Source organism: Roseomonas sp. E05 (assembly GCF_030063475.1).
GTDB lineage: Bacteria > Pseudomonadota > Alphaproteobacteria > Acetobacterales > Acetobacteraceae > Pseudoroseomonas.
This window is the reverse complement of record NZ_JASIRT010000005.1, coordinates 213,200-235,585: the sequence shown is the minus strand read 5'-3', so window position 1 is coordinate 235,585 and position 22,386 is coordinate 213,200. Positions and strand designations below refer to the sequence as shown.

Sequence of the window (22,386 nt, the reverse complement as noted above, 5' to 3'; positions counted from 1 at the left end):
ACATTGTGTTCATGGACAAGCGAGCGGATATCGTCTCGGGGGCCGCCAGCGCCTTTGAGGCCGACTGTTTCCGGGGCGCCGGCATCGACAAGGTGCTGGCCCCCTCAGGCGCTTCCACCCGTACGCTTTACAAGCATTTCGGCTCCAAGGAGGGGCTGGTCCTCGCCGTCCTTGAGGAGCGGCATCGTCGCTTCGAGGAGCGTCTCGAGGCCGCGGCAAAGGGCGCCGATGCCGTGGCCGCCCTGTTCGATACGCTCCGGCAGTGGCTGGAGGAGCACGGCGCGCGAGGCTGCATGCTCCTGCGCGCCCGGGCCGAGTATTCGGGCGCGAGCGAGGAGATCGTCGATCTCGTCCGCCGCCAGAAGAGCGCGTTCCGCCGCAGGGTCGCCGCCCGCGTGGAGGCGGCGCTCGGACGAGAGGACGACAGTCTCGCGACGCAGATCTGGCTTCTTTTCGAGGGCGCGACGGCGGCGGCGAGCGTCGCCGATCTTTCGGTGGTCAACGCGGCGAAGGCTGCCGCCGCTTCGCTGGTCGAGGAGGCGAAGAGGAACGCATGCTGAAAGGGGGCGGCAATCTCGTCGGCGCCGCCTTCGCTCTGACGGCCTTGTCCTATGGGTTGGCCCGCTTTGCGTATGGCCTCCTGCTGCCGCAGATCCGCGCGGACCTTTCGCTCGGCGCGGCAGGGGCCGGGTGGATCGGTGGCGGCGCCTTCGCGGCATATTGCGCCGGCATTGTCTTCGCCGCGCTCGCGGGCGCCAGGCTCGGGGAACGGGCCATGGCCACGCTCGCCGGCCTTGTCGCGACGTCCGGCGTGGGGCTCGTCGCCCTTGCTCCTTCCGTGCCGGTGCTGGGGGTTGCCCTCGCGTTTGCCGGGCTCAGTACGGGCTTTACCTCACCGCCGCTTGCGGCGGCCGTCGCGCGGGGATTTGACGAGGACGCCCGCCCGCGGGCGAACGGGGTGATCAATGCGGGCACGGCGGCAGGAATCGTGTTCTCCGGTGCCGTCGCGGTGGCCTTCGCGGCGGCCTGGCGCGAGATCTACATGCTGTTCGCCCTGATTGGCGCGGCGGTGACGGCTTGGATATGGTTCGCGGTGCCGGCAGGCTCGCCCGGACGGGGGACCGGTGGCGCTGCGCCACCGCCGCTGGCGAGACCGGGCCTGGCCGGCCTGTGCGCCACCGCCTTCCTGATGGGCGTATCAAGCACCGCGATCTGGACATTCGGCGCCGACCTGTTGCGCAACGGGTTCGGCTTCCCGGAAGCGCGCATCGCACTCGCCTGGATCGCGCTGGGCCTCGGTGGGCTCGCCGGCTCATCGGCCGGCATCCTCGTCGCGCGCTTCGGGATCAGTCCGATTCACCGCATGGCGCTTCTCGGCATGGCCCTTTGCTACGGGATGCTCATGGCCGCCGCAGTGGCCCCGCCGCTCGCTTTCGCAGCGATGGCGCTGTTCGGAGCCGCCTATATCATCTCCAGCGGTGTCCTGCTGATCCGGGGGATCATGCTTCTTCCAGACCGGCCTGACCTCGGGCTGGGTATCCCGTTCCTGGCGATTGCCGTCGGCCAGACCTTCGGCGCGCCGCTTTTCGGCGCCGTGCTGGACGGCGCCAACGCCTGGACCGCGCTCTCGTTGTTTGCCGCGATGGCCTGCGGAGCGATGTTCTGGGGGATGGGAGAGGCCGCCCCTCCTCGGCAGGGATAGGGCACAGTCGAGGCCGCTCCGCCGTTGGATCCAGCGCGAATCCATGTCCGTGAAGGGGTGTGAGCCTCCCTTTCTGATCAGGCTCCCTACCTAGCCCTGCCTGAGCGCCAGCGGCACCAGGGGCACCACCAGGGCCAGGTTGAGGACTGAGGCCCCGAACAGGGCCGCCAGCGTTCCGGTCGGCCCGGCCCATTCCAGCAGCCAGGCGCCGGCCATCGGCGCCGCCGCCGTGGCGAGGAGCGACGGCAGCGCGAGGCGGCCCATCAGGATGGCGTAGCCCTCGCGCCCGAAGAGAGCCAGCGGCACCGTGCCGCGCGCGATGGAGCGGATCCCGCTGCCCATGCCGTAGAAGACGATGCAGGCGGCGGCGATGCCGGGCATGGCGACCAGCAGGCCGAGGCCGGCCGCGACCAGCACCGAGGAGGCCAGCAGGCTCCAGACGGGGTGCAGCCTCTTCCCGAACATCATCTCGAGGATCCGGCCGCCGACCTGCGCGGGGCCGATCAGCGCGCCGAACGCCACCGCGGCGGCCAGGGCGAGCCCCTGCGACTGGAGCAGCGCCAGGAGGTGGACGGCGATGACCGTCATGATGAGGTTGGCCAGCGTGAATCCCGCGGCGAGCAGGACGAAGGCGGGGCGCTGCTCCGGCCGCAGGTGCCCCGGGGGCAGGCCGGTCGCCGGGGAGGCCTGCGGCGCCCGCGCCTGCTCCCGCGGCAGGGCGAGCAGGTAGAGGGGCAGCACGAGGGCGAGATGGATCGCCGCATAGGCCGCGCAGGCGCCGCGCCAGCCGAGATGCGCGGCGAGGAACGCGGTGAGCGGCCAGCAGACCGTGCTGGCGAAGCCGCCGAAGAGGGTGACCTGCGTGATGGCGGCGCGCGCCGTCTCGCCGTAGAGCCGCCCGAGCGCCGAGAAGGCGGGGTCATAGAGGCCCGCCCCCATCCCGAGCCCGATGACGACCCAGGCGGCGACGAACACCGGCAGGGCCGGCGCGAGGGCGAGCCCGAGCAGGCCCAGCGCGAGCAGGGCGGCGCTGGCGGCCAGCACCGGCCGGCCGCCATGCCGCTCGATGACGTGCCCGACGCGGGGCGAGACGAGGCCGGACACGAGCAGGCCGATGGAGAGGGCGCCCATCAGCCAGCCGGGCGGCCAGCCGGTCTCGGCGGCGACCGGTCCGGCGAGGACGGCCAGAAGGTAGTAGCTGCTGCCCCAGGCGAGGATCTGGGCGATGCCGATGGCCGAGACGACCGCCAGCCGGGGACGGCTGGCGGCCGGATCCGCCGGGAGCGGGCTCCCGGCGAGGCGGCCCTGGCTCATTCGGCGGGTTCGGCCGGAGCGGCCTCCCGCCGGGCCGCGCCGCCGCAGCAGGGCGCCTCCTCCGCCGGTTCCGGGTTGGGCGGGCAGCAGGCGCCCTGCGGCGTGGTGGGGGTGCAGCAGGGCGCGGCGGCTTCCGCGGCCTCCGGCAGCGCGCGGCCGGCGCTGCAGACGCCGGTCTGCGGCAGATCGAGCTCGACCCGGCGCGCCGCTTCGAGGTCGCCCGCCAGGAAGGCCGCGATGGAGCGCACCTGCTCATGGCCCGTCGCCAGCAGGAAGGTGGGCGCGCGGCCGTAGGAGACCATCCCGGCCAGGAACAGGCCCGCCTCGGGCTGCGCCAGCTCCATGGCGCCGTGCGGCCGGACGGTGCCGCAGGAGTGCAGGTTCGGGTCGATGAGCGGCGCCAGCACGCGCGGGCATTCGAGGGCGGGGTCGAGGTCGAGGCGGACCTCGCCGAGGATGCCGAGATCGGGCCGCAGCCCGGTGGCGACGACCATCTCATCGGCCTCCGCCCTGCCGCCCTCCAGGCTCAGCACCTGCAGGGAACCGTCGGCGCCCCGCCGGATCTCGTCCACCGAGAAGGGCGCCAGCAGCGTGACGGCGCCGGTCTCGACGAGGTGGCGCAGGCGCTGGCCCAGGGCGCCGCGCTCCGGCAGCTGGTCGGCCGCGCCGCCGCCATAGGCCCGGTCCAGCGCCGTGCTGCGCGCCGCCCAGAGGACGGCCGTGCCCGGCGCCTGGCCCGCGAGCGCGGCGAGGTCGATGAGGGTGCCGATGGCCGAGTGGCCGGAGCCGACCACCAGGACCCGCTTGCCGGCGTAGCGGGCGCGGTCGGCGCCCAGGACGTCCGGCATGCCGTGGCGGATCCGCCCGGCGGCCTCCCGCTCGCCGATGGCGGGCAGGCCGGAGGAGCCGGCGGGGCTCGGGTTGCCCCAGGTGCCGGAGGCGACGATGACGGCGCGGGCGAGCAGGCGGCCCGGCTTGCCCTGCGCGTCCTCGTAGCGCAGCTCGAAGGGCTGCGCCTCGCGCCCGGCATTCCGGACCTTGCCGGCGCGGAGCCGGGCGAGGGCGGTGACGCGCGTGTTCAGCCGCAGGCGGCGGGCGAGCTCGGGGAGGGCGGCGAGCGGCGCCAGGTAGCGCGCGACGAGGTCGCGGCCGGTCGGGAAGGTTTCCGCCTCCGGCGCCGTCCAGCCGTGCCGCTCGAGCAGGGTGCGCGCGGCGCGGTCGATGTTGTAGCGCCAGGGCGAGAACATGGGGACGTGGCCCCAGGCCAGCGGCGCCGTGCCGACCGAGGGGCCGGCTTCCAGCACGACCGGCTCCAGGCCGCGCTCCAGCAGGTGCGCCGCGGCCGCGAGGCCGACCGGTCCGCCGCCGATGATGGCGACGGGCAAGGCGCCGGAGGCCTCGCCTTCGGGGGTCTCCGGCCGGGGAGAGCGGCTGTCGCCGCCGCAGCACGAGCTCATGTCACCTTCTCCTGCTTTATGCATCGGTGGGCGATGTATGGAGGCAAAACGCGGCTCAGCATGGGCAGCCGCGCCCCTTCTCCTGGCGGGCCCGGGCGGCGCGGCCGGTCTCGGTGAGCGCGGCGGTGGCGTCCATCCATGCCTCCAGGCCGATTTCGAAGGCTTCCCGGCCCTTGCCGGTCAGCGTGTAGACGCGGCGCTCGCGGCCGGAGACCACCTCCGTCTCGGAGGTCACGTAGCCGCCCTGCTCGAACTCGCGCAGGGTGGGGTAGAGGGCGCCCTCGGAGGGGGAGCAGCAGCCCTTCGTGGTCCGCTCGACCGCGCGGGCGATGTCGTAGCCATGCGCCGGGCCGTCATGCAGCACCTGCAGCACGAAGAACCGGCTGAGCGCCATCTTGATGGTGCCGGCCCAGTAGCTCCGGTCGGTGAAGTCCGGTGCGGGGCGGGAGGCGGTGCGAAGCGCGGGTTGCCGGGACATGTCTGGAGCATATGCATCGGTGGACGATGGGTCAAGCGGCATGAGCCCCGCGCAGCGGCGCGGAAAGGCAGGAAGGGGCGGCCCTGTCAGGAGCGGAGGAGGAAAAAGGCTTTCAGGGATGGTTCCGGCGCGAAGCGAGGCCTGCCAGGAGGAGGCTGGAAAAGCAAAAGGCCTGACCGCGCGGGCGGTCAGGCCTTTTGGGAATTGGTGGAGCCAATCGGAATCGAACCGACGACCTCTTGAATGCCATTCAAGCGCTCTCCCAACTGAGCTATGGCCCCCCGGGGAAAGTGCGCGGGATATAACGGCGGGGCCGGAGGCGCGCAAGCGGGCGAGGTCCTGTTTTCTGCAAATTTTCCGACCGCCTGTTCTCCTTCGCTGCGGGCGCACGGCGCCCCCCTTTCGTTGCCCTGCCCGGGTCGGTAGCCTCGGCCCGTTCTGAACTGGGGAGCGTCTGTGATGCGGAAAATCTACCCGGATGCACGTGCCGCGCTGGAGGGGCTGCTGCATGACGGCATGCTCATCCATTCCGGCGGCTTCGGCCTTTGCGGCATTCCGGCGGCGCTGATCGAGGCCATCCGCGATTCCGGCGTGAAGGACCTGACGGTCGTCTCCAACAATGCGGGCATCGACGATGCGGGGCTCGGCCTGCTGCTGCGGACGCGGCAGATCCGCAAGATGATTTCCTCCTATGTCGGCGAGAACAAGACCTTCGCCGAGCAGTTCCTGGCCGGCGAGCTGGAGATCGAGTTCAACCCGCAGGGCACGCTGGCCGAGCGCATCCGCGCCGGCGGCGCCGGCATCCCCGCCTTCTTCACCAAGACCGGCTACGGCACCGCCGTGGCGGAGGGGAAGGAGACGCGCGAGTTCGACGGCGAGAACTACGTGATGGAGCGCGGCCTCTTCGCCGACCTCGCCATCATCCATGCCTGGAAGGCCGATACCGAGGGCAACCTCGTCTTCCGCAAGACGGCGCGCAACTTCAACCCGATCATGGCCACCGCCGCGAAGATGACGGTGGTGCAGGTGGAGCACCTGGTGCAGCCGGGCGAGATCGACCCTGACCAGATCCATACCCCCGGCATCTACGTGAAGCGCATCGTCAAGCTGCCCGAGGGCTACCAGAAGCGGATCGAGCAGCGCACCACGCGCAAGCGGGTGACCGACGCGATTCCCGCCAGCGCGAACACCTCGGCCGCCGGCGCCGAGAACCTGGCCTGAGAGGGAGGACGGACATGGCCTGGACCCGCGATGAGATGGCCGCGCGCGCCGCGCGCGAGCTGCAGGACGGCTTCTACGTCAATCTCGGCATCGGCATCCCGACACTGGTGGCGAACCACATCCCCGACGGCATCAGCGTGCAGCTGCAGTCGGAGAACGGCATGCTCGGCATGGGACCCTTCCCCTATGAGGGCGACGAGGACCCGGACCTGATCAATGCCGGCAAGCAGACCGTGACGGCGCTGCCCACCACCAGCTTCTTCTCCTCGGCCGATAGCTTCGCCATGATCCGCGGCGGGCATGTGGACCTCTCCATCCTCGGCGCGCTGCAGGTGGCGGGGAATGGCGACCTCGCCAACTGGATGATCCCGGGCAAGATGGTGAAGGGCATGGGCGGCGCCATGGACCTGGTCGCCGGGGTGAAGAAGGTGGTGGTGCTGATGGAGCACACCGCGTCAGGCAAGCCGAAGCTGCTGAAGGAGTGCACCCTGCCGCTGACCGGCAAGGCCGTGGTGGACATGGTGATCACCGAGCTCGGCGTGTTCGAGATCGACCGCAAGGCGGGCGGCATGACCCTGATCGAGCTGGCCCCCGGCGTGACGCTGGACGAGCTGCGGGAGAAGACCGAGGCCTCCTTCAAGGCCGGCCCCGGCGTGGGATAAAGGCTGGGGGAAGGAATTCCCCCAGACCCCCTTCTCTTTCTTCGGGTTTCTCCCGCGGGCCGCCAGCGCGGCGCTGAACTGACAAAAAGAAGATGGGGGTTCCGGGGGAATTCATTCCCCCGGACTTTTTTTCTCCGCCCTTCAGGGCGTCTTCCCTTGTGCCTCGAACCGCCGCCGGTCCTCGTCCAGGCGCCGGCGCAGGCTTTCCAGCTCGCGCTCCCGCTCGGCGAGGGTGCGCTCCCAGTCCTGCCGGCTCGGGGCCGGCTGGCTTGCCGCCCTGGCGGCCGGCGCCGTGGCGGGGCGGCGCCTCGGTGGACGCTTGGGCGCGGCCGGCGGCGGGGGTGTCCAGTCCAGCATCGGGACGACCGGCTGCGCGACCGGTCGCGGCAGGCCGGGCCGCGCCTCCGGCAGGCCGCCGGATTGCGGGGCCGCCTGCCACAGGCGCTCGAACTGACGGGAGGAGTTGCGGAACAGGTCGCCCCCCGGCCCCGTCTCGTTTGGCCAGGTCTGGGCCAGGGCCGGCGGCGCCAGCAGGGTCAGGAATACGAAGATCCGCGCTGCGAGCCGCATCGGCACCCGTCCATCCACACGATGGAGGCGAAGATGACGGCTCTCGTTTCGCGGTTCAAGCGATCCGGCGCCGCCTCAGCGCAGCCCCAGCCAGGCCAGGATCGCGCCGCCCAGGATGATGCGGTACCAGGCGAAGGGCGTGAAGCCGATGCGGCTGATCACCGCCATCAGCCAGCGCACCACCACCAGCGAGACGATGAAGGTGGCGGCGAAGCCGACGCCGATCTGGCCGGCCGCCGAGAGATCCAGCTCCGCCCGGTTCTTCCACAGGCTGAACACGGTGGCGGCCAGCATGGTGGGCACCGCCAGCAGGAAGCTGAACTCGGCCGCGGTGCGGCGGTCCACCCCCACCAGCAGGGCGCTGATGATGGTGGCGCCGGAGCGGCTGGTGCCCGGGATCATCGCCAGCGCCTGGCCCAGGCCGATCAGCAGGGCGGCCAGCGGCCCGATCTCCGGCACGGAGTGGATGCTGGGGGCAGGCCGGTTCCGCTCGATGAGGATGATGGCGACGCCGCCCGCGATCAGCGCCAGGGCGATGACCAGGGGCGTGTAGAGCAGCTCGGTGATCGGCTTGTAGAGCGTGGCGCCCAGCACCATGGCGGGCAGGAAGGCCAGCAGCAGGTTGATGGCGAAGTAGTACTCCGTGCTGCCACGCCGCCACATGCCGAAGGCGATGCGCAGCAGCGTCTCCCGGAACAGCCAGATCACCGCCAGGATGGCGCCGAGCTGGATGCTGATCTCGAAGGTCTTGCCGGGGGGACCCTGGAAGCCGATCACCTCCCCGAGGAGGATCAGGTGGCCGGTCGAGGAGATCGGGAGGAATTCGGTGACCCCCTCCACCACGCCCATCAGCATGGCGGAAAGGAGCGAGACGAGATCCATGGCGTCAGTCCTGCGCTGCGACGGCCCCGATAGCGTGCAGCGCAGCATCTGTCACCGCGGGATGGCGGGGCGACCGCCAGCCGGGCCATGAATTCGCGGTCAGCTTTGCCGGAGCGGGCAGGCGCCCGCTCCGGCGCCGGCCTCACTTCACCATCTGGGAGGCGGTGAAGGCGAAGTTGTCGAAGGAGTTCTCGGCCACCCGGAACCAGGCGTACTCGTCGTCGCGGAAGGGGCGGTAGGAGTCCCAGATGGCCTTGAACCGTTCGTCCCTCGCGCTGGTCTCGTCATACAGCTCGTGGGTCGCCTTCCAGGCGGCGGAGAGGATCTCGCGCGACCAGGGGCGGAGCTGGGCGCCGGCGGCGAGCAGCCGGCGCAGCGCCTGCGGGTTGGCGGCATCGTAGCGGGCGGTCATGTCCATGTCCGCGTCGGCGCAGGCGATCTCGATGGCCGCCTTGTAGGCCGGGGGCAGGGCCTCCCAGGCGTTCTTGCCGACCAGCAGGTGCAGCCGCGCGCCCGGCTCCCAGAAGCCGGGGAAATAGTAGTTCGGCGCCACCCGGGCGAAGCCGAGCTTCTCGTCGTCATAGGGGCCGACGAACTCCACCGCGTCCAGCGTGCCGCGCTCCAGCGAGGGATAGATGTCGGCCGCCGCCACCTGGGTCGGGGTCGCGCCCATCTTGGCGAAGACCTGCCCGGCGAAGCCGGCGATGCGGAACTTCAGGCCCTGGATGTCGGCCAGTGTCTTCACCTCCTTGCGGAACCAGCCGCCCATCTGGGCGCCGGTGTCGCCGGCGGTGAAGCCCACGCAGTTGTAGGCGCCGAACAGGTCCGCCGCCAGCTTGGCGCCGCCGCCATGGCGGTACCAGGCGTTGTACATGCGGGTGTTCAGCCCGAAGGGCATGGCGGTGAAGAAGGCGAAGGAAGGCTCCTTGCCGACATAGTAGTAGGAGGCGGTGTGGGCGCACTCCACCGTGCCGGCCTGCACCGCGTCGAGCGCCTGCAGGCCGCCGACGATCTCGCCCGCGGGGAAGACGCGGATCTGGAACTTGTTGTCCGTCAGCGCGGCGACGCGGCGGGCGATCACCTCCGGCGCGCTGTAGAGGATGTCGAGGTTGCGCGGGAAGCTGCTGGTCAGGCGCCACCGCACCTCCGGCGCCGACTGCGCCAGGGCAGGGGTGGCAAGGGCGGCCGGCGCCGCGGCAGCGGCGGCGCCGAGCAGGGCGCGGCGGTTCATGGCGGGATCCTTCCCAAGGCGGTTGCTTGCGGCCCGGCTTGGGCCATGCAGGGCTTATCCCCTCGATCACGCCATCGGGAAAGGGGCGGCGCGCAATATTATTACGTATAAAGCGAAAATTTCGGCTTTTTCGGTGCCTGGGGCGGTGGAAGCCTGTGCTTCGCCTGCGCCGGGCGCGGAGCCGGGGGAGAATGAATTCTCCCCCGCGCCCCCTCTTCTTTCTTTTCTGTCGGTTTTGCCGGGCTGGCGGAGAGCGACCGCGCCAGGGCTGGAGCAGCCCCCGCGGCTGAGGGTGGGATCGCCTTCGCCACGGGCCCGGGAACCGGCAGGAAAAAGATGGGGGGTGCGGGGGGAATTCCTTCCCCCCGCCTGTCCCGCCTCAGTAGCGGTACAGGTCGTGCTTGAACGGCCCGCTGACCTCGACGCCGATATACTCGGCCTGCTTCGGGCTCAGCCTGGTCAGCGCGGCGCCGACCTTGGCCAGGTGCAGCGACGCCACCTTCTCGTCCAGCTTCTTGGGCAGCGTGTAGACCTTGTTCTCATAGGCCTGGTGGTTGGTCCACAGCTCGATCTGCGCCAGCGTCTGGTTGGAGAAGCTGGCCGACATCACGAAGCTCGGGTGGCCGGTGGCGTTGCCCAGGTTCACCAGCCGCCCCTCGGAAAGCACGATCAGCCGCTTGCCGTCGGGGAAGATCACCTCGTCCACCTGCGGCTTCACGTTGTCCCACTTGAAGTTGCGCAGGGCGCCGATCTGGATCTCGCTGTCGAAGTGGCCGATGTTGCAGACGATGGCGCGGTTCTTCATCGCCCGCATGTGGTCGAGCGTGATGACGTCCACATTGCCGGTCGCGGTGACGAAGATGTCGCCCTTCGGCGCGGCATCCTCCATCGTCACGACCTCATAGCCCTCCATGGCGGCCTGCAGGGCGCAGATCGGGTCGGCCTCGGTCACCATCACGCGGCAGCCGGCATTGCGCAGGCTGGCGGCGGAGCCCTTGCCCACGTCGCCATAGCCGGCGACCACGGCGACCTTGCCGGCCATCATCACGTCCGTGCCGCGGCGGATGGCGTCCACCAGCGACTCGCGGCAGCCGTAGAGGTTGTCGAACTTCGACTTGGTGACGCTGTCGTTCACGTTGATGGCCGGGACCTTCAGCGTGCCCTTCTTCTGCATCTCCCACAGGCGGTGCACGCCGGTGGTGGTCTCCTCGGACAGGCCCCGGACGTTCTGCAGCATCTCCGGGTACTTGTCGTGCATGAGGGTGGTCAGGTCGCCACCGTCATCCAGGATCATGTTGATCTCCCAGCCGCCCGGGCCGCGCACCGTCTGCTCGATGCACCACCAGAACTCCTCCTCGTCCATGCCCTTCCAGGCGAAGACGGGGATGCCGGCGGCGGCGATGGCGGCGGCCGCGTGGTCCTGCGTCGAGAAGATGTTGCAGGAGGACCAGCGCACCTCGGCGCCGAGCGCGATCAGCGTCTCGATCAGCACGGCGGTCTGGATCGTCATGTGCAGGCAGCCGGCGATGCGGGCGCCCTTCAGCGGCTTGGAGGGGCCGTATTCCGCGCGGATCGCCATCAGGCCGGGCATCTCGTCCTCGGCCATCGAGATCTCCTTCCGGCCCCATTCGGCCAGGGAGATGTCCTTCACCTTGTAGTCGGCGGCGGCGGTGTTCGCGTCGGGCATGGGGCTGTTCTCCAGAAAGTGCCCGCCGGATAGCACGGGCCGGCCCGCAGGGCCAAGCCGCATGACGAGATATAATAATGTCTTTATGTCTCGCTTGCGTGAAGCGAATGTTGACACTCCGCCACCCGTTGCCCGATCATTCTGTCCCTGGAGACATGAATGGGCGGTTAGCCTCGCCCCTGCCGCCGGGAGCCCTGACGCGGATGAAGATCGCCCTCTGCATCGCTGGGCAGCTCCGGGACGAGCACCTGACCCTGCCGCAGGCAGCGCGGGTGGCCGAGCGCCTGGGTGCCAAGGTGTTCATCAGCACCTGGCAGCGGCGGGGCACGAAGATCACGGGCGTGATCGGCGACAGCCAGGCCGGGCGGATGTTCGGCCGCGAATTCGCCCTCGCCCTGCCCGAGCCGCTGCTCGGCGGCACGCGCCTGCCCGATGCCGTTCCCGGCTTCGGCGCGGCGGTCAATGCCCATTACGGCGAGGTCACGCGGGCGGAGCTGGAAGCTTACCTGCCGGGCGCCGAGATCGACATCGAGGACCAGGATCTCCTCTGCCTCGACCTCGAAACCGAGGCGGCGGACGTGAACAGCCTCCGCATGCTCTACAAGATCTGGCGCTGCAACGCGATGAAGCGCCGCTTCGAGAAGGCGGCCGGCGAGCGCTTCGACCTGGTCATCCGCATGCGGCCCGACCTCGCCATCGACATCGCTCCCGCCGATGCGGCGGTGATGCACGGCCTCTGCCAGGAGGGGGCGATCCTGATCCCCGACGGCGGGCGGATGGTGCGCTTCCTGAAGGACACCATCGCCGTCGCCTCCTCCGCCGGCGACGACCAGTACGCGCGGCTCTTCGGCCAGGCGGTGCTGGCGCCGCACCGGCCCTGGCAGCTGATCCATGCCGAGCTGCACGACCACCTGCTGGCCGGCGGGCTGGAGCCGCGCCATTTTCCGCTGACCCGTTCCCTGGCGGACAAGGACCCCCGGGGGCAGCGCATCAAGCGGCGCATCCTGCTGGACCTGATCGGGCGCGGCGCGGTGAGGCCCGAGGTCTTCCCGGAGCCGGGCGGCTGGGCGGCGGTGCATGGCATCCTCGCCGCCGCCCATGCGATCAGCGAGGGGGCGGGGCTGGAGGAGGTCCTGGCCGCCCTCGAAGCGCTCGACCTCGATGCCATGCCAGGGGAGCTGAAGGCGCGCGCCTTCCTGGTCCTGGCGCTCGCCTGCGAGCGGGAGGGGCTGGAGGCGGCGCGCTATCTCAGCCTCTTCCTCGCCGTGTTCCACCGCTGCTTCGCACGCGAGGGCGGCCGCAAGATCCCGCGCCCGCAGATCCGCCACGGCCTGCAGGAGATGCAGAAGGCGGCGCTGGGCCTGGGCTTCGGCGACGTGCTGGCCGAGGCTTCCGTCGCCGCCGCGCTGGCGGCGCCGGCGCTGCCGGCGCTGCTGCGCCGCGCGCATGCCACCTTCCGGGCCAGCTATCCGGCCCAGGACATCGAGAGGGTGCGGAGCAGGCTGCGCGAGACCATGCCCGTGCTGCTGCACGTGCAGCGGGACCTGCTGGCGCATCTGCTGAAGGTCGAGAACGACGTGGCGGGGGCGCGGGAGGTGGCGGCGGAGATGGTCCGCCGCTTCCCGAAGGATTGGCGCGCCCTGGACGCGCTGGCGCAGTGCGAGGAGAAGCTGGGCAACCCGCAGGCGGCGCTTGCCCTGCTGCGGCAGGCGCAGGAGCTCGATCCGCAGAACATCCCGCTCGCCGTCCGCCGCGGCCAGATCATGATCGACGCGGAGGCGCCGGAAGAGGCCGCCGCGCTGCTGGAAGCGACGGCCCGGCGCAGCGGCGACGCCGCGGCCTGGCGCTACTGCGCGAAGGCGCTGCTGCGGCTCGACCGCCTGCCCGGGGCGTGGGAGGCGATCGGCCAGGCCCTGGCCAAGCGGCCGGACCGGGCGGATTTCCACCTCCTCGCCGCGCAGATCGCGACCCGCATGGGCGCGTGGCGGGAGGCCGTGTCGCACTGGCATGCGGTGGCCACCCAGGTGCCGGACCAGCCCGCCTATCACAAGAAGCTGGAGGAGGCCGAGGCGAAGCTGGCCGCCTCCCTTGCGGCGGCGGCCTGAAGCACCGCCAGGGGGCGGGTTCCTCCGCTCCCCTCCGCCGCGCCCTGGAAGGCTCCGCCTGCCGGACGCCGTGGGCAGTTTGCAAGCCGGTGGGGGGAAGGTGGCGGCTTCCGGCGCCGCCCGCCCGCATCAGCTCCCTTCGGGGGTGCCGAAATTCATCACCAGCTCCTGGATCAGGCGCGGGTCGCCCTGTTCCATGACGCGCCGGGCGAAGCGGGCGCAGTCGTCGATCTTGAGCGTCCGCACCCTCTGCTTCACGCGCGGGATGGCGCTGGCGTTCATCGAGAGCGCGCGGATGCCGAGGCCCAGCAGCAGCGGCACCAGCCGGGGATTGCCCGCCATCTCGCCGCAGACGGAGACGGGCATGCGCAGCCGCAGCGCCGCCTCGGTGGCGAACTGCACGAGCCGCAGCACCGCCGGGTGCAGCGGGTCGTAGAGGTGGGAGACCTCGGCCTCCGCCCGGTCCACGGCGAGGGTGTACATCGCCAGGTCATTGGTGCCGATGGCGAAGAAATCGGCCTCCAGGGCGATGGCGTCGGCGGCCAGGGCGGCGCCGGGCGTCTCGATCATGGCGCCGAGCGGCGGCAGCTTGTCCGGCAGCGGGGTGCCGCGGCGGCGCAGCCGGCGGGCGACACGCTCGTAGATCTCGCGGGCCTGCGCCACCTCGGCGGGAATGGTGACCAGCGGCAGCAGGATGCGGACCGGACCCTGCGTGGCGACGCGCAGGATGGCGGCGAACTGCGCCTCCAGCAGCTCCGGCCGCTTCAGCAGCATGCGGATGCCGCGCAGGCCGAGCGCCGGGTTGGGGCCGGTGTGCCAGGGCACCACCCCCTCGGCCAGCGCCTGCATGTCCTTCTCGCCGCCCCAGTCGAGCACGCGGATGGTCACCCCATCCCCGGCCAGGGGCCCGACGATCTGGCTGTAGGCCTCGAACTGCGCGTCCTCGTCGGGCAGGTCCTCGCGGTTCATGAAGAGGAACTCGGTGCGCAGCAGGCCGATGCCCTGGGCGCCGGCCTGGGCGATCAGCGGCAGCTCGGCCGGGATCTCCAGGTTGGCCTGCAGCTCCACCTCCTCGCCATCCAGCGTGACGGAGGGCAGGCGGCGCAGCTTGGCCAGCCGCGACTTCTCCTTGGCATAGCCGGCCAGCGCCTCGCGCCCCGCCTCAAGGGCCGCCGAGCCCGGGCGGATGACGATGGTGCCGGTGCCGCCATCCAGCACCGCCTCGTCGCCGCGGCGCGCCGCCTCGGTCAGGCCGGGGCAGCCCAGCACGCTGGGGATGCCCAGCGCCCGCAGCATGATGGCGGTATGGCCGTCGGCGCCGCCCTCCTCGGTGGCGACGCCGGCGATCTTCGTCGGGTCGAGCAGGGCGGCATCGGCCGGGGTCAGCTCCTCGGCCACCAGGATGGCGCCGGCGGGCACGCCCTTCAGGCTGCGGAAGGGGGTGGCGGTCAGGTTGCGGGTGAGGCGGCGGGCGATCTCGCGCACCTCGCCGGCACGGCGGCGCAGGCCGGGCTTGTCGTCGTCCTTGGCGGCCAGGATGGTGCCGGCGATCGCCTCGGCCTCGTCCTGCACCGCCGTCTCGGCGGCCAGCAGCTCCTCGGCGATGCGCCGGCGGGCGCCGCGCAGCAGGCGGCTGTCGCCCAGCATCATCGAATAGGCGTCGAGCAGCGGCTCCAGCTCGCCCTGCGCCTCCTCCGGCAGCACGGCGAGGCGGCCCTTGAGCTTGCTCACCTGCTTGCGGCTGGCGGCCACGGCGGCGGCGAGGCGGGCCTTCTCCGCCTCGACCTGCGCGGCGGGGATGCTGCGGCGGGGCGCCTCGGTCGGCACCTCGCTGGTGTCATAGACGGCGCCGATGGCCACGCCGGGGCTGATGGCGATGCCGCGGACGAGGACCTCGCGCGTCTTGCGCCCGCCACGGCGTGGCGAATCGGGGGTCCTGGCGGCTTCGGTCTTCTCGGTCTTCTCAGTCTTCATGGAAACCGGCCTCGATCAGGCCGGCCACAGCATCGAGCGCTTCCCTGGCATCCCACCCTTCGGCTTCCACCACGACCTCGCTGCCCTTTCCGGCGCCCAGCATCATCAACCCCATGATGGAGCAGGCAGGCACCTTCTGGCCATCGCGGGAGACGGTCACGCAGGCGGAAAACCGCTCGGCGCAGGAGACGAGCTTGGCCGCGGCGCGGGCATGCAGGCCGCGGCTGTTGCGGATCTGCACCACCCGGCGCAGCAGCAGCGGGTTGCCCGCCTCGGCGGAGGCCTGCGCCGCCGCCTGGGCCCGGAACACGTCGGAGGGCGCGCGCAGCGGAACGGTGCGGCGGAACAGCAGGGTCATGGGTAGCCTCCGTTGGGTGCGCCCGGCGCCGGCTCAGGCAGGCTTGTCCGGCGCGGCTCCCGCGGGGGGAGCGCAGTTCATATGGGTGGGACAGGCGATATATTTGCGTCCCGCCTGCAGGGCGTGCTCGACCGCCGGGCCCAGCGTCTCGGCGCCGCGGATGCGCGCCAGCTTGACCAGCAGCGGCAGGTTCAGCCCGGCGATCACCTCCACCGCGCGCTCGGGTGCCGATCCCTGCGCCACGGCGGTGGCCAGGTTGGAGGGGGTGCCGCCCATCATGTCGGTCAGGATCACCACGCCGTCGCCACGGTCAACCGCCAGGATGCGGCCGAGGATGTCGCGCTTGCGTGCCTCCAGGTCGTCCTCCGGCCCGATGCAGACCGTCTCGACCTGAGGCTGCGGCCCGACGACGTGCTCCATTGCCAGGCGGAACTCATCGGCGAGGTGGCCATGGCTGACCAGCACGAGCCCGATCATGAGGGATTAGCCATCAAAGTGTGCAAGAAGGGGCCTCCCGACCCGATAGGGGATGCGGCGCGGCCGGCGGTGCGGCGCCGCGTTGCGCGCCCGCGGTGCCGCGCGGGGCGGTCAGTTCGCGGTGCGTCAGGTCAACCCGCCAGCCCTGCGCCGCCAGATGGGCGGACAGCATCTCGGCCAGCAGGACGGAGCGATGCTTGCCGCCGGTGCAGCCGAGGGCCACGGTGAGATACTTCTTGCCCTCCGCCGCGTAGCGGGGCAACAGCGGGTCCAGCAGCGCCGTCATGCGCTGCCAGAATGGGGCGAAGTCTTGATCCTCGCGGATGAAGGCCGCCACCGCCGCGTCCTGGCCGGTCAGTGGCCGCAGCGCGGGGTCGTAGTGCGGGTTGCGCAGGAAGCGCAGGTCGAAGACCAGGTCGGCCTCGCGCGGCAGGCCGCGCGGGAAGGCGAAGGACATCACGGCGACGCCCAGGCCATGCCCCTCGGCCTGCCGGAAGCGGCGCTCCACCAGCCGGCGCAGCTCGGGCAGCGGCAGCTCGGTGGTGTCGATCACCCAGTCCGCCGCGTCGCGCAGCGGGGCGAGCAGCGCCTCCTCGCGCGCGATGCCGTCGGCCACCGAGCCGCCCAGCGAGCCGCCGGGCGCCAGCGGGTGGCGCCGCCGCGTCTCGGAGAAGCGGCGCAGCAGCACCGTCTCCTCCGCCGTCACGTAGAGGAGCTGAGGCGCCGCGCCGGGGACGCCGGGCAGCCGGTCCATCAGGGCCAGCAGGCCGGCGGCGTCGAAGCCGCGGGTGCGGGCGTCCACGCCGATGGCGAGCGGCACGCTGCCGGCCTCGCGCACCACCTCCTCCAGCACCGCGAGCGGCGGGTTGTCGATGCTCTCGAAGCCGAGATCCTCCAGCGCGCGGAGGATGGAGGCCTTGCCGGCGCCGGAGAGGCCTGTGACCACCACCACCGGGCGGCTTGTGGAGCCGGGCGTGCTCACGCCACGAAGGCCCCGGCGCGCTGGGCCAGCCGCGCCTGCGCGGCGGCCAGGGCAAGCTCCAGCTTGGCCGGGACGGAGGCCTCGAAGGCGTGCAGGGCGAGGCGGGGAAGGGGGCCGCCGGGGGCGGCGAAGCGGCGCGGCTCCGGCAGGCGGGGCACGGCGGCCTGCGGGGCGAGGTCCACCACCAGCCGCAGCGGCGCCGGGCCATGCGGCAGGCCCTGGAAGATGCCGACGCCGCGCACCTCCAGCAGGCCCGCCAGCGGGGGCGGCGCCTCCGCTTCCGTGCCCTGGCCCTCGCCGCGCAGCACCACCTGGTCGTCGGCGACCAGCTGCCAGCCCCGCTGCATCAGGCGCAGCACCAGATCGGACTTTCCGGATCCCGGGGGACCCAGGAACAACACGCCCGCGCCTTGCGACGCTGCGCAGCTCCCATGCAGCAACATGTGTGCTCCTGGCCTCCGCGACCGGGGTCGCTCTGAAATCTGGTGAAATATGGCATTCTGAAGGCGGGTGTGAAAGCACCCCCTGTGCACGCTGCCAGGTTGCGGCTCCGGGCGGGTGGTGCCACCGTTCGCCGTCATGACCCAAGCCGCCTTTCCCGCTCCCGCTGCCGCTCCTCCGGATGCAGCAGCCATTCGTGCCGCCGCCGCGCGCATCGCCTCCCGGATTCGTCGCACTCCGCTGCTGCGCCTGCCCGCCGCCGATCTCGGCACTCCCTGTGATGTGACGCTGAAGCTCGAACTTCTGCAAGCCAGCGGCTCCTTCAAGCCGCGCGGGGCCTTCAACCGCATGCTCTCCGGCCCGCTGCCGGCGGCCGGGGTGATCGCCGCCTCGGGCGGCAATCACGGCGCCGCCGTCGCCTATGCCGCGCGGGCGCTGGGGGTGAAGGCGGAGATCTTTGTGCCCGAGATCACCGGCCCGGCCAAGCTGGCCCGCATCCGCGCCTATGGTGCCACGCTGGTGCAGGGCGGCGCCAGCTATGACGAGGCCCGCCAGGCCTGCGAGGCCCGCGCCGCCCAGACCGGCGCGCTGATGGTGCACGCCTATGACCAGGCCGAGGTGCTGGCCGGCCAGGGCACCGTGGCGCTGGAACTGGAGGAGCAGGCGCCGGAACTGACGCATGTGCTGGTCGCCACCGGCGGCGGCGGGCTGATCGGCGGCATGGCCGCCTGGTACGGCGAGCGCGCCGAGGTGGTGAGCGTGGAGCCGGAAGGCTGCCCGACGCTCTACACCGCGCTCCGCGAGGGCCATCCCGTGCCGGCCCCGGTGGGCGGGCTGGCCGCCGACAGCCTGGGGGCGCGGCAGGTCGGCGCGCTGATGTTCGAGGTGGCCCGCCAGCATATCGGCAACGCCGTGCTGGTGCCGGACGAGGCCATCCGCGCCGCGCGGCAGGCGCTGTGGGAGGCCTGCCGGATCGTCGCCGAACCGGGCGGCGCCACCGCCCTGGCCGCGCTGCTCTGCGGCGCCTTCGTGCCGCCGGAGGAGGCGCAGGTGGGGGTCGTGGTCTGCGGCGGGAACACCGATCCGGCGTCGCTCTCCGCCTGAACGGTGAAAAAAGCTGGGGGAAGGAATTCCCCCAGACCCCCATCTTTTTTCTTCGAGTCCGCCCGCCCTTGGGCGCGCCGCCGTATCAGGTCATGGAGCAGGCGCGCGCACGCATCAATGCGTCCAACCGGGCATTGCGACGCTGCAAGGCCTCTGCCTCGCGCCGTTCGGTATCGGAAAGGTTGAGGAACAGCACGCCCCTCGCCAGGAACATGCCCACATTGTTGGTCGTGGCGGTCTGTCGCTCGGCGATTAGTTCCTGAACCCGGGCGTCATTGATCTGGCGCTCGCCTTTTATCGTCAAGTCCGGATTGCTCCGGAATGATGCGTGCTTCCCGGCCGCCGCAGCCAGCCAGCAGCGTCGTCAGGAACAAAACGGATCCCATGGCAGCGCGCACGCAAGGCAGAACTCCGATCCATGATTGCATTCTCAAATGTAACATACCGTAACGATAATGCTCGGCTCAAGCTCGAGATGCCGTTGGCCGGACGGCGGCTGCGTGCCCTTATCCTGGTGGTTCTGTTGCCGTTGGCCGCCTGCGCCTCGCCCGCCGATCCCGGCGCGATGACGGCAGCGGTCAGCGAGGCGACGCTGCTGCCTGCGGGCTCGGGGTTGCAGCAGGCGGTGCAGGTCGGCCAGGTGGCAGGCGGGCGCGAGACGCATCCGCTGTGGAAATCCGATGTTTCCAGCACGGACTTCGCTGAAGCCCTGCGCCGCAGCCTGCGCGCGCACGCGATGCTGGCCAGCGAGGCGGGCAGCTATCGACTCGATGCCGAATTGCTGCGCATCAACCAGCCTTTCGCCGGTTTCGACATGGAGGTGTCGGCCGAGGTGCGCTACCGGTTGGTGCGGCTGCGTGACAATGCCACCGTGTTCGACCAGACCATTACCCGCCCCTATGTGGCGAATTGGAGCTCTGCCTTCGTGGGCGTGGAGCGGCTGAAGCTGGCGAACGAGGGTGCAATTCGCGAGAACATCGGTGCCTTCATTGCTGCGCTGGTGGCGCAGCTGGACGATGCCTTGCGCCAACTGATGCCGCAGGCCTGACGCTGGGCCAGGAGCGATTCCCTTCGGACGGCGACATTGTGAGTCATGGCCGCAGGCGCGGATAACGGCATGCGGCAGTCACGCCTTCAGGAACCAGGCCGCGCCGCAAGGCCTGCGGGGATTCTCGTGGGATGCCGAGGCGGCGTGGAGGCCGGAGGCACTGATGGAAGGTCCAGGAAACTCAGTTTCCTGGCCGGAGAGCGCGAGAGGGCGGAGCCCTCTCGCATGGACCGCGGGAGGGCTATCCCAGCGGCAGCCGGACCACGAAGCGTGCCCCGATCACCTTGCCGCCTTCGTCGCGCCGGTTCTCCGCGCTGATCCGCCCGCCGAGTCCTTCGACGATCTGCCGGCTGATCGAGAGCCCCAGGCCGGAATGCTGCCCGAACTGCTCGCCATGCGGCCGCTCGCTGTAGAAGCGGGCGAAGATGCCTTCCAGCTTGGCCTCGGGAATGCCCGGCCCTTCATCCTCCACGGTGAACTCCATCATCGAGCCGGTCGGCCGGGCCCGCATCCGCACACGGCCATTGGGCGGCGAGAAGGAGATGGCGTTGCCGAGGAGGTTGCGGAACACCTGCACCAGCCGCCCCTCGACGCCGCGCACGACGAGCGGTCCTGGCGCCATCTCCAGCTCCACCACGGGCGCGTCGGGCTTGCGGGTGGCGTTGTGCAGCTCGGTGAGGGCCGGGAGGATGGGGGCGATGTCCACCGGCTCGGAGGCGGTGCGGGAGAGCTCGGCGTCCACCCGCGAGGAGTCGGCGATGTCGGCGATCAGCCGGTCCATCCGCACGGCGTCGTCCGAGATGATGGCGAGCAGGCGCTTCTGGTGCTCCGGGTTCTCGATGCGGCGCAGCGTCTCGATGGCGCTGCGCACGCTGGTCAGCGGGTTGCGCAGCTCGTGCGCCACGTCGGCGGCGAAGCGCTCGTTCTGGTCGATGCGGGCCCAGAGGGCGGTGGCGGAGGATTGCAGGTCGCGCGCCAGCACGCCGATCTCGTCGCCCCGCTCCAGCAGCGGTGGCGGCACCGAGCCGGCGCGGCCCTTGCCCTGGCGCATGGCCGCCGCGGCGCCGGCCAGCGCCAGGATCGGCGAGGCGATGGTGCGGGAGAGATAGAGCGAGGCCGCGACCGTCAGCAGCAGCGCCAGCAGGAAGAGGCCGAGCACGGAGGAGCGGATCTCCAGCAGCCGCTCGTCCACCTGCCGCGCCTCGCGGGTCAGCAGGATGATGCCCACGCTCTGGTTGCCGCGCCGGGCGGGCTCGGCCACCGAGACCAGCAGCCGCCCGTCCTGGGTGCGGCGGATATAGGGGCGCACGCCGCCCTCCAACGCCAGGCGCAGCTCCTCGCGCCGGTCGGGGCCGAGGGCGGGCTGCCAGTCGAAGGAGCCGGCATTCGGGCCGACATCGACGAAGACGTCGTCATCGGCGTTGCGCGGGCCGAAGACGCTGCGCGGCAGCAGGGCGAGGATGCGGTCGTAGAGGCTGCCGATGGTGCCGGCGAGCAGGCTGCGGTGCTCGGGCGGCGGCAGCGGCTCGGTGACGATGGCGCCGCCCTGGCCCTCGCGCACGCGGCTGTCGGCCACCAGCAGGCCGGTGGTGTCGAACAGTTTGGCCTGTGTGTTCGGGCTCGGCTCGACCAGGCGCCGGAGGAGGGGGCGGGCGGTGTCGGGCACCAGCACGGCGCGGTCGTCCTGGATGCGCACCGCCGCCTCGGCGATGCCGCCGGCATAGATGCGGGCCTGGGTGCGCAGCGCCTCCACCTCGGCGGCGATCAGGCCGTTCTGATACTGGTCGAGGTAGAGCAGGGCGGCGGCGAGCAGGGCCGGCGCCATCATGTTCAGCAGCAGGATGCGGCGCAGCAGCGGCGAGACCCGCTTGCGCGGGCGCCGCTCCTTCAGGGCCGGGGCGCGGGCCTCGGCGGCGGGGCCGCTGGCGTCGGGCATCAGGCTTCCTTGTAGCGGTAGCCGATCCCGTAGAGCGTCTCGATCATCGAGAAATCGTCGTCCACCTGACGGAACTTCTTGCGGACCCGCTTCACGTGGCTGTCGATGGTGCGGTCATCCACATAGAGGTTCTCGCCATAGGCGGCGTCGATCAGCTGGTCGCGGTTCTTCACCATGCCCGGCCGCTGGGCCAGCGCCTTGACCAGCAGGAACTCGGTGACGGTGAGCTGCACCGGCTGGCCCTTCCAGGTGCAGGTGTGCTTGGTCTCGTCCAGCACCAGGTCGCCGCGGGTGATCACGCCGGTGGGCGGCGCGCCGGAGCCCTCGGCGCGGCTGGCCTCGTTGCGGCGCAGCAGGGCGCGGATGCGCTCCAGCAGCAGGCGCTGGGAGAAGGGCTTGGTGATGTAGTCGTCGGCGCCGAGGCGCAGACCCATCAGCTGGTCGAGCTCGTCATCCTTGCTGGTGAGGAAGATGACGGGGACGGAGGAGCGCTGGCGCAGGCGCTGCAGCAGCTCCATGCCGTCCATGCGGGGCATCTTGATGTCCAGCACAGCAAGATCGACGGGGCGGGAGAGCATGCCCTGCAGGGCGCTCTCGCCATCCGTATAGGTGCGCACCTGGAAGCCCTCCGCCTCCAGCGTCATGGAGACGGAGGTGAGGATGTTGCGGTCGTCGTCGACCAGGGCGATCGTGGCAGGCATGGGCGCGGAGCTCCTGAGGCGTCCACTGGACATAGATCCGCTGGGCAAGGGTCCGG

22 protein-coding genes and 1 tRNA gene are annotated in these 22,386 nt (G+C 71.3%); 7 read left to right on the top strand and 16 right to left on the bottom strand.

The window, feature by feature from the left end:
• Positions 1–11 precede the first annotated feature (11 nt).
• Complete coding sequence (locus QMO56_RS08135; protein ID WP_283524795.1) at positions 12–560, top strand: TetR/AcrR family transcriptional regulator; 549 nt, start codon at positions 12–14, stop codon at positions 558–560.
• A complete protein-coding gene (locus QMO56_RS08130) occupies positions 554–1,702 on the top strand; it encodes an MFS transporter (protein ID WP_283524793.1) in 1,149 nt (382 codons plus the stop codon). Before QMO56_RS08135 ends, QMO56_RS08130 begins: the two co-directional genes overlap by 7 nt.
• Before the next feature lie 90 nt (positions 1,703–1,792).
• On the opposite strand, the gene QMO56_RS08125 is transcribed toward QMO56_RS08130, so the two are convergent.
• The 4 genes from QMO56_RS08125 to QMO56_RS08110 all read right to left on the bottom strand — a co-directional run bounded on the left by QMO56_RS08125 (position 1,793) and on the right by QMO56_RS08110 (position 5,232).
• On the bottom strand, positions 1,793–3,016 hold the full coding sequence (locus QMO56_RS08125; RefSeq protein ID WP_283524792.1) for an MFS transporter: 1,224 nt from the start codon (positions 3,014–3,016) through the stop codon (positions 1,793–1,795).
• Positions 3,013–4,473, bottom strand: coding sequence for an FAD-dependent oxidoreductase (locus QMO56_RS08120; RefSeq protein ID WP_283524790.1), 1,461 nt, complete (start codon positions 4,471–4,473; stop codon positions 3,013–3,015). Before QMO56_RS08120 ends, QMO56_RS08125 begins: the two co-directional genes overlap by 4 nt.
• Positions 4,474–4,528: 55 nt before the next feature.
• Positions 4,529–4,951 (bottom strand): PadR family transcriptional regulator, encoded by a 423-nt coding sequence (locus QMO56_RS08115; RefSeq protein WP_283524788.1) that lies wholly within the window; start codon positions 4,949–4,951, stop codon positions 4,529–4,531.
• Positions 4,952–5,156: 205 nt separating this feature from the next.
• Positions 5,157–5,232 (bottom strand) — tRNA-Ala (locus tag QMO56_RS08110).
• 178 nt (positions 5,233–5,410) lie between these two features.
• Here QMO56_RS08110 and QMO56_RS08105 point away from each other — a divergent pair.
• Both QMO56_RS08105 and QMO56_RS08100 read left to right on the top strand, forming a co-directional pair.
• Complete coding sequence (locus QMO56_RS08105; RefSeq protein WP_283524786.1) at positions 5,411–6,172, top strand: CoA transferase subunit A; 762 nt, start codon at positions 5,411–5,413, stop codon at positions 6,170–6,172.
• 14 nt (positions 6,173–6,186) lie between these two features.
• Complete coding sequence (locus tag QMO56_RS08100) at positions 6,187–6,834, top strand: CoA transferase subunit B (protein WP_283524784.1); 648 nt, start codon at positions 6,187–6,189, stop codon at positions 6,832–6,834.
• Between the two features lie 141 nt (positions 6,835–6,975).
• Here the strand turns inward: QMO56_RS08100 and QMO56_RS08095 are convergent, their stop codons facing one another.
• The 4 genes from QMO56_RS08095 to ahcY form a co-directional block, all read right to left on the bottom strand.
• The gene (locus QMO56_RS08095) at positions 6,976–7,404 is read right to left on the bottom strand and encodes a hypothetical protein (protein ID WP_283524783.1); all 429 of its coding nucleotides are present in this window, start codon (positions 7,402–7,404) and stop codon (positions 6,976–6,978) included.
• Between the two features lie 75 nt (positions 7,405–7,479).
• Positions 7,480–8,286, bottom strand: a complete 807-nt coding sequence (locus tag QMO56_RS08090; protein WP_283524782.1) for an undecaprenyl-diphosphate phosphatase — start codon at positions 8,284–8,286, stop codon at positions 7,480–7,482.
• Between the two features lie 142 nt (positions 8,287–8,428).
• Positions 8,429–9,517 carry a TRAP transporter substrate-binding protein gene (locus QMO56_RS08085; RefSeq protein WP_283524780.1) on the bottom strand — a complete coding sequence of 363 codons (1,089 nt, stop codon included), beginning with the start codon at positions 9,515–9,517 and terminating at the stop codon, positions 8,429–8,431.
• A 379-nt stretch (positions 9,518–9,896) separates the two neighbouring features.
• Positions 9,897–11,204: an adenosylhomocysteinase gene (gene ahcY, locus QMO56_RS08080; protein WP_283524778.1), complete on the bottom strand. Its 1,308-nt coding sequence runs from the start codon at positions 11,202–11,204 to the stop codon at positions 9,897–9,899.
• Between the two features lie 203 nt (positions 11,205–11,407).
• Here ahcY and QMO56_RS08075 point away from each other — a divergent pair, with 203 nt between their 5' ends.
• Positions 11,408–13,309: a lipopolysaccharide assembly protein LapB gene (locus QMO56_RS08075; protein ID WP_283524777.1), complete on the top strand. Its 1,902-nt coding sequence runs from the start codon at positions 11,408–11,410 to the stop codon at positions 13,307–13,309.
• A gap of 129 nt (positions 13,310–13,438) precedes the next feature.
• Here QMO56_RS08075 and ptsP read toward each other — a convergent pair whose 3' ends face one another.
• From ptsP to QMO56_RS08050, 5 genes are read right to left on the bottom strand one after another with little or no spacing between them, the layout of a single operon-like run.
• A complete protein-coding gene (gene ptsP / locus QMO56_RS08070) occupies positions 13,439–15,283 on the bottom strand; it encodes a phosphoenolpyruvate--protein phosphotransferase (protein WP_283524775.1) in 1,845 nt (614 codons plus the stop codon).
• On the bottom strand, positions 15,273–15,641 hold the full coding sequence (locus QMO56_RS08065) for an HPr family phosphocarrier protein (protein WP_283524774.1): 369 nt from the start codon (positions 15,639–15,641) through the stop codon (positions 15,273–15,275). Before QMO56_RS08065 ends, ptsP begins: the two co-directional genes overlap by 11 nt.
• Before the next feature lie 33 nt (positions 15,642–15,674).
• On the bottom strand, positions 15,675–16,118 hold the full coding sequence (locus tag QMO56_RS08060; RefSeq protein ID WP_283524772.1) for a PTS sugar transporter subunit IIA: 444 nt from the start codon (positions 16,116–16,118) through the stop codon (positions 15,675–15,677).
• 13 nt (positions 16,119–16,131) lie between these two features.
• Positions 16,132–17,100: an RNase adapter RapZ gene (gene rapZ / locus QMO56_RS08055; protein WP_283524771.1), complete on the bottom strand. Its 969-nt coding sequence runs from the start codon at positions 17,098–17,100 to the stop codon at positions 16,132–16,134.
• Positions 17,097–17,543, bottom strand: a complete 447-nt coding sequence (locus QMO56_RS08050; protein ID WP_283524769.1) for an HPr kinase/phosphorylase — start codon at positions 17,541–17,543, stop codon at positions 17,097–17,099. Before QMO56_RS08050 ends, rapZ begins: the two co-directional genes overlap by 4 nt.
• Positions 17,544–17,679: 136 nt before the next feature.
• Between QMO56_RS08050 and QMO56_RS08045 the strand changes: the two genes are divergently transcribed.
• Positions 17,680–18,645, top strand: a complete 966-nt coding sequence (locus QMO56_RS08045; protein ID WP_283524767.1) for a threonine/serine dehydratase — start codon at positions 17,680–17,682, stop codon at positions 18,643–18,645.
• An 85-nt stretch (positions 18,646–18,730) separates the two neighbouring features.
• On the opposite strand, the gene QMO56_RS08040 is transcribed toward QMO56_RS08045, so the two are convergent.
• Complete coding sequence (locus QMO56_RS08040) at positions 18,731–18,949, bottom strand: hypothetical protein (RefSeq protein ID WP_283524765.1); 219 nt, start codon at positions 18,947–18,949, stop codon at positions 18,731–18,733.
• A 114-nt stretch (positions 18,950–19,063) separates the two neighbouring features.
• Between QMO56_RS08040 and QMO56_RS08035 the strand changes: the two genes are divergently transcribed.
• Positions 19,064–19,693 (top strand): hypothetical protein, encoded by a 630-nt coding sequence (locus tag QMO56_RS08035; RefSeq protein WP_283524764.1) that lies wholly within the window; start codon positions 19,064–19,066, stop codon positions 19,691–19,693.
• Positions 19,694–19,934: 241 nt separating this feature from the next.
• Here QMO56_RS08035 and QMO56_RS08030 read toward each other — a convergent pair whose 3' ends face one another.
• Together QMO56_RS08030 and QMO56_RS08025 are read right to left on the bottom strand one after the other, a co-directional pair.
• Positions 19,935–21,629: a stimulus-sensing domain-containing protein gene (locus QMO56_RS08030; RefSeq protein ID WP_283524762.1), complete on the bottom strand. Its 1,695-nt coding sequence runs from the start codon at positions 21,627–21,629 to the stop codon at positions 19,935–19,937.
• Positions 21,629–22,330, bottom strand: a complete 702-nt coding sequence (locus QMO56_RS08025) for a response regulator transcription factor (protein WP_283524760.1) — start codon at positions 22,328–22,330, stop codon at positions 21,629–21,631. The genes QMO56_RS08030 and QMO56_RS08025 overlap by 1 nt, the downstream gene beginning before the upstream one ends.
• Positions 22,331–22,386: the final 56 nt, after the last annotated feature.